The sequence below is a fragment of the Microbacterium sp. ZXX196 genome, from assembly GCF_009709595.1.
GTDB lineage: Bacteria > Actinomycetota > Actinomycetes > Actinomycetales > Microbacteriaceae > Microbacterium > Microbacterium excoecariae.
The window spans coordinates 1-259 of sequence record NZ_WMEE01000309.1 but is presented as its reverse complement, the minus strand read 5'-3'; the positions used below and the strand labels follow the sequence as shown (position 1 = coordinate 259).

Here is a 259-nt window from a genome sequence, read left to right as displayed (position 1 = left end):
TATGAAGGTTAATGTATCTGTAAAAATCAAATTTGGAGAATTTGGCAGACAAAGTGAATTGCCGAGTTTAGAGCAAATGAGGGATTGAATTGAACACATTAGCGTGGGGAATCATGATCATAGTTTTTATGTATACAGCTGGTTTTGCCTTGGAACTTTGGCAAAATAAAAATAAGGCGGGTTCTATTGCCGTGTTTATTTTAGCGCTGGCCATAGCCGTTACGCCTTTTTTTTCAGTATTAAACTCAGACTAGCGGAT

At 37.5% G+C, this 259-nt stretch carries 1 protein-coding gene; it reads left to right on the top strand.

Features of this window, described 5'->3' with window-relative positions; genetic code table 11:
• The first annotated feature begins 113 nt into the window (after positions 1-113).
• Positions 114-254: a hypothetical protein gene (locus GJQ66_RS13155; RefSeq protein ID WP_155049677.1), complete on the top strand. Its 141-nt coding sequence runs from the start codon at positions 114-116 to the stop codon at positions 252-254.
• Positions 255-259 lie beyond the last annotated feature (5 nt).

Coding starts and splice junctions, on each gene's coding strand:
- GJQ66_RS13155 (WP_155049677.1), top strand. CDS start 114: ATGATCATAGTTTTTATGTATACAGCTGGTTTTGCCTTGGAACTTTGG.